The organism is Micrococcus sp. HMSC31B01, assembly GCF_001816085.1.
GTDB classification, from domain to species: Bacteria; Actinomycetota; Actinomycetes; order Actinomycetales; family Micrococcaceae; genus Micrococcus; species Micrococcus luteus.
Genome location: NZ_KV824983.1, coordinates 1 through 4,861, shown reverse-complemented (window position 1 = coordinate 4,861; position 4,861 = coordinate 1). Strand labels below are relative to the sequence as shown.

Below are 4,861 nucleotides of genomic sequence, written 5' to 3'. Positions count from 1 at the left end.
ACCCCGCCAATGGCGCAACAACACCACACCTCGCCCCGATGAGATCCAGGACGAGAGTCGACTGGATCTCCCGCAGCAGATCAGACCAGAGGAGACGTACGGATGAACGAGCCGCTGTCTGATCTCGCCGTCGTTGACGCGGAGGAAGTTCGAGCATCGGATATCCCTCGCGCGCTGACGGCCGCATCGATCCTGTACGAGGACGGGGCGACGCAGGCATTCGCCGAGAACGGCAAGACCGTGTATGTCGAGAACGGAAGACCCACGTTGGGGGAGTGGTACGTGGATGCAGAGGGGCAGTTCTGCTCCTTCTGGCCGCCGGACTACCGAGCGTGCTACGAACTGCGCTGGCTCGTCGAAGATGAGCGGATCACTGGTCTGCGCTTCCGCCGCGGCTCCTACACAGCCGTCGGCCGGTACCAGCTCCCCGGGCCTGACAATGCTGTCAAGGAATGAGCAGGGCGTCTCGGCAACGGGCCAGAAGCTCGTAAAGACGGGCGCGCTCCACCAGCTCGACCTCCATCGTCATGCGTTGAACAACCGAGGACACTTCCTCATGCGCGCGTTCGAGGAGGAGCTCTGCGGCGTCGTTCAGCACCACGCTCCGTTCTCGCCGGGGTCCAGGATCACTCGAGCGGGTCACCAGCCCCCGCTTCTCCAGTCCCTGGAGCAGCACGTTCATCGACTGACGGGACACGAACGCGCGTCGGGCGAGCTCGGAGCTCGTGATACCTGGCGTGTCCTGCAAGGCGGTCAAGCACGCGTACTGCGGCACACTCAGCGCGAGCGGGCGAAGCCGATCGTCCATTCGCTGGTTCAGGAGCGACTGCGTCTCCTTGATCAACACCCCCAACGACTCCGGGCTCCGGTCCAATGCATCCATGTCAATAGTTTGACACACACTCCACTGAGTGTCAGGATATTGACACTGGCGTTATTGAACAGAACAGGAGCTTGCTCATGGCAGCAACAACCACCGGCCCGGGCTTCATCTCTTTCCAGGTGCGGGACCGCGCCGTCTCCGCGGAGTTCTACGACAAGCTCGTCGGACTCACACGGCTCCCAGACTCGAACCCGGCAGCGACCGTCTTCTCCGCAGAAGGAACCGCGTTCGCCGTCCGCGACCCGTTCCCGGGCGTGGATCTCGACGCGATCCCTCAGCTCGGCGCCGGCATCGGCGTCTGGTTCCGCAACGATGACGCGGAACGCGTGCACGCACGACTCGTCGACGCGGGAGTGGCGATCGTGCAGGAACCGGTCGAGGGGCCGTTCGGCCTGCAGTTCTCGTTCCGAGACCCCGACGGCTACGTCGTCACCATCCACGCCCGCGCCTAACACCACCATGGCGCAGCACACCCTCTCGGTCCCAGTGCTCGGGCCGTGGTCGTTGCGCACCAGCAAGCGGTTCTGGGAAGAGTTCACCCCTACCGCGATCGAGTCCGGCGGCGACCCGGACGTCCTCTCCGCACGCTTTGTGAGCGAGCACGACTGGACGTCCGTATCCGCCCACGTCACCCAGAGCGGGGAGAGCGCCCAGATCGGTCTGTCCGGCCCGGGCGATCTGACCGCAGCCGCCGAGCAGGTGCGGCGCTTCCTCTCTCTCGATGTGGACGCGCGGGAATGGCCGGCCGTCGGCGATCGCGACCCGATCGTCGCCACCGCCCAAAGGGCGCTCCCCGGATATCGCCCGTGCGGCTTCCATTCCCCGTACGAAGCCGCAGCCTGGTGCGTCTTGTCGCAGCGCACCCGCGTCCCGGTCGCTGCCCGACTCCGCCGCGACCTTATCGTCGCGCACGGCAACGACGGGGTGTTTCCCGCGCCCGATGCGCTCATCCGCGCCATCGACGCCGAAGAACTAGACCTACCCGGTCGGAAGCCAGAGTATCTCCGAGCTGTCGCAGAGGCCGCACTCACCGGGCTGCTCAACGGTCCTCGGCTCCGAACGATGCCCGAAGAATCGGCTCGCCGCGACCTGCTCACGGTGACAGGCATCGGCCCGTTCGCCACGGACCTCATCCTTATCCGCGGCGCCAACGCCCAGGACATCCTTCCGCGCGCGGAACGCCGCCTCTACGCCGAGATCTCCTACCAGTACGGGCCCGACTCGGTGCTCGAGGAGGTCGCGGAACGCTGGCGCCCCTTCCGCTCCTGGGCCGCCGTCCACCTCCGTGCGCTCCGAGAGCAGCGCACCCGTGAGATGGGCTGATCGATGACGTTACGGCTCTTCGATAGTGGAACGTCATCGCTACGCACGTTCGCGCCCCTGCGACCGGGCCACGTCGGCATCTATCTGTGCGGTCCGACTGTTCAGGCTCCGCCGCACGTCGGTCATCTCCGATCCGCAGTGGTCTTCGACCAGCTGCGACGATGGCTCCAGATCGGCCACGAGCTCGACGTGACCCTGGTGCGAAACATCACCGACCTGGACGACAAGATTCTTGCCGCGAGCCAGACGGCGGGCGTTCCATGGTGGGCGTGGGCGGCTCGTCATGAGAGGGCGTTCGCCGACGCTTATCGCAAGATCGGTATCTTGCCGCCGACGATCGAGCCGCGCGCGACAGGGCACACCGCCGAGATGCTTACCTTCATCGACCGGCTGATCGCCCGGGGCCACGCGTACCGAGCGGGAGGGGAAGCGGGGGACGTCTACTTCGACGTCTCATCATGGCCCGGCTACGGGTCTTTGACCTCACAGGAGCACGGCACTCTCCGCGGAGACGAACATACCGATCAGGCAACAGAGAAACGTGACCCTCGCGACTTCGCGCTCTGGAAGTCGGCTCCCCCGGACGCGGGGGCCAGCGAGGAGATCGTTGCTCCTGCGGCATGGGCTTCGCCTTACGGGCCGGGACGCCCCGGATGGCATCTGAGCTGTTCGACAATGATTCTCCGCTACCTGGGAGAGAGCTTCGACATCCACGGTGGCGGGCTCGACCTGCGCTTTCCTCATCATGAGAACGAACAGGCGCAGTCCCGTGCCGCCGGATACGGATTCGCGCGCTACTGGATGCACAACGGCTGGGTCACGTCCGGCGGCGACAAGATCAGCAAATCCCTCGGCAACGCGACACCCCTCGACGAGCTACTGCAGCACATGCGTCCTCTCGACCTGCGCTACTACCTCGGATCGGCCCACTATCGGTCGAACCTGGAACTGACCGACTCCGCCCTGCGATCCGCCGCGGCGGCGATGCGCAGGATCGAAGACTTCATCACCCGGAGCGCCAACCACTCGAGGCGCGCGGCGGACGCGGACATGCTGCCGGTCGCATTCCGAAACGCCTTGGATGACGACCTCAACATCCCCATGGCACTCGCGGTCCTCCATGACGAAGTCAGGCGGGGCAACACCGCCCTCGCCCAGCACGACGCGCGGACCGGTGCCGACACGCTGGATGCGGTGCTCGCCATGACTGACGTCCTCGGCATCAACCCGCGCGACAGCCCGTGGGACGAATCAACGGCCACACCCCCGCGCGCCGAGCGCGCACTGGAGGCCCTGATCGCACAGGCGCTCGACCAGCGAGCCCAGGCACGTGCGGCCGGAGACTTCCGCACTGCAGACCGTATCCGTGACGAACTCGACGCCGCCGGGATCGTGCTCAACGACAGCCAGTCAGGTACGACATGGGGCTTCACCGAAGGCCATACCTCATAGCCCGGAACAACAACAGGAGGATTCTTGAAGTCACAGCCCACTCCCAGGCTCACGGGAACAAACCGCGTCACCCCGGCGTTATCAACAGTGACGCCGCAGCCAGCGGCGCCGAACAAGGAGGACATCGTGTCGCACGACTACAGCAAGACTTCTGAGGCCCTGAGCCGCCTCAACGACCAGCAGTACCGCGTCACCCAGAAGGACGGCACCGAGCCGGCCTTCCGCAACGAGTACTGGGACAACCACGAGGACGGCCTGTACGTGGACGTCGTCTCCGGACAGCCGCTGTTCTCATCCACCGACAAGTACGACAGCGGAACCGGATGGCCCAGCTTCACCAAGCCGGTCGTCGCTGACGCCGTTCACACGAAGACGGACCGATCCCTCTGGATGCCCCGCACCGAGGTCCGCTCTACCGGGGCGGACAGCCACCTCGGGCACGTCTTCGACGACGGCCCCGCGAACGCCGGCGGCCTGCGCTACTGCATGAACTCCGCCGCGCTGCGGTTCATCCCCGTCTCCGACCTGGAGGCCGAGGGGTATGGAGAGTTCCGCTCACTGTTCGAGACCACCACCACGACCACGAAGGAGCACGCATCATGACCAGTGGAATTCACGACACCGGAGAGGTCACCCGCACACCCGGCACCGAGACGGCCGTCCTGGCCGGCGGCTGCTTCTGGGGCGTGGACGAGCTCATCCGCAAGCAGCCGGGCGTGATCAGCACCCGCGCCGGATACACCGGCGGGCAGAACGATCACGCCACCTACCGCAACCACCCCGGCCACGCCGAGGCCGTGGAGATCGTCTTCGACCCATCGAAGACGACGTACCGGGACATCCTGGCGTTCTTCTTCCAGATCCACGACCCGTCGACCCTGAACCGTCAGGGCAACGACATCGGCACCAGCTACCGGTCGGCGATCTTCCCGCTCACCCCCGAGCAGGAGCAGGTCGCCAAGGAGACGATCGCCGACGTCGATGCCTCCGGTCTGTGGCCAGGATCGGCTGTCACCACGATCGAGCCCGCCGGCCCGTTCTGGGAGGCCGAGCCTGAGCACCAGGACTACCTCCAGCGGTATCCGAACGGCTACAACTGCCACTACCCTCGTGCCGGCTGGGTCCTGCCCCGCCGCATCCAGGCGACCGAGGCTTCCGTCTGACCATGTCCACGTGGGGGCGTGCCACCGCTGAGCCGGTGGC

General features: G+C 66.0%; 7 protein-coding genes. 6 read left to right on the top strand and 1 reads right to left on the bottom strand.

The genetic code is table 11. From position 1 onward, the window contains the following. Positions 1 to 102: 102 nt before the first annotated feature. Complete coding sequence (locus HMPREF3105_RS02670; RefSeq protein WP_070708719.1) at positions 103 to 456, top strand: hypothetical protein; 354 nt, start codon at positions 103 to 105, stop codon at positions 454 to 456. On the opposite strand, the gene HMPREF3105_RS02665 is transcribed toward HMPREF3105_RS02670, so the two are convergent. Next, complete coding sequence (locus tag HMPREF3105_RS02665) at positions 446 to 883, bottom strand: MarR family winged helix-turn-helix transcriptional regulator (RefSeq protein ID WP_020621643.1); 438 nt, start codon at positions 881 to 883, stop codon at positions 446 to 448. The two genes, HMPREF3105_RS02670 and HMPREF3105_RS02665, sit on opposite strands and share 11 nt — an antisense overlap. 77 nt (positions 884 to 960) lie before the next feature. On the opposite strand from HMPREF3105_RS02665, the gene HMPREF3105_RS02660 reads away from it, so the two are divergent. The 5 genes from HMPREF3105_RS02660 to msrA all read left to right on the top strand — a co-directional run bounded on the left by HMPREF3105_RS02660 (position 961) and on the right by msrA (position 4,821). Beyond that, complete coding sequence (locus HMPREF3105_RS02660; protein ID WP_020621642.1) at positions 961 to 1,335, top strand: VOC family protein; 375 nt, start codon at positions 961 to 963, stop codon at positions 1,333 to 1,335. A gap of 7 nt (positions 1,336 to 1,342) precedes the next feature. Further along, positions 1,343 to 2,206, top strand: a complete 864-nt coding sequence (locus HMPREF3105_RS02655; protein ID WP_070708718.1) for a DNA-3-methyladenine glycosylase family protein — start codon at positions 1,343 to 1,345, stop codon at positions 2,204 to 2,206. 3 nt (positions 2,207 to 2,209) lie between these two features. Next, a complete protein-coding gene (cysS, locus tag HMPREF3105_RS02650) occupies positions 2,210 to 3,658 on the top strand; it encodes a cysteine--tRNA ligase (RefSeq protein ID WP_070708717.1) in 1,449 nt (482 codons plus the stop codon). 126 nt (positions 3,659 to 3,784) lie between these two features. Next, a complete protein-coding gene (gene msrB, locus HMPREF3105_RS02645) occupies positions 3,785 to 4,261 on the top strand; it encodes a peptide-methionine (R)-S-oxide reductase MsrB (protein WP_020625393.1) in 477 nt (158 codons plus the stop codon). After that, positions 4,258 to 4,821: a peptide-methionine (S)-S-oxide reductase MsrA gene (msrA, locus tag HMPREF3105_RS02640; RefSeq protein WP_020625394.1), complete on the top strand. Its 564-nt coding sequence runs from the start codon at positions 4,258 to 4,260 to the stop codon at positions 4,819 to 4,821. The genes msrB and msrA overlap by 4 nt, the downstream gene beginning before the upstream one ends. Positions 4,822 to 4,861 lie beyond the last annotated feature (40 nt).

What these genes read in the sequence shown, in the direction of transcription:
- HMPREF3105_RS02665 (WP_020621643.1), bottom strand. Translation starts at nt 883, where the DNA reads ATGGATGCATTGGACCGGAGCCCGGAGTCGTTGGGGGTGTTGATCAAG.
- msrA (WP_020625394.1), top strand. Translation starts at nt 4,258, where the DNA reads ATGACCAGTGGAATTCACGACACCGGAGAGGTCACCCGCACACCCGGC.
- HMPREF3105_RS02660 (WP_020621642.1), top strand. Translation starts at nt 961, where the DNA reads ATGGCAGCAACAACCACCGGCCCGGGCTTCATCTCTTTCCAGGTGCGG.
- HMPREF3105_RS02670 (WP_070708719.1), top strand. Translation starts at nt 103, where the DNA reads ATGAACGAGCCGCTGTCTGATCTCGCCGTCGTTGACGCGGAGGAAGTT.
- HMPREF3105_RS02655 (WP_070708718.1), top strand. Translation starts at nt 1,343, where the DNA reads ATGGCGCAGCACACCCTCTCGGTCCCAGTGCTCGGGCCGTGGTCGTTG.
- cysS (WP_070708717.1), top strand. Translation starts at nt 2,210, where the DNA reads ATGACGTTACGGCTCTTCGATAGTGGAACGTCATCGCTACGCACGTTC.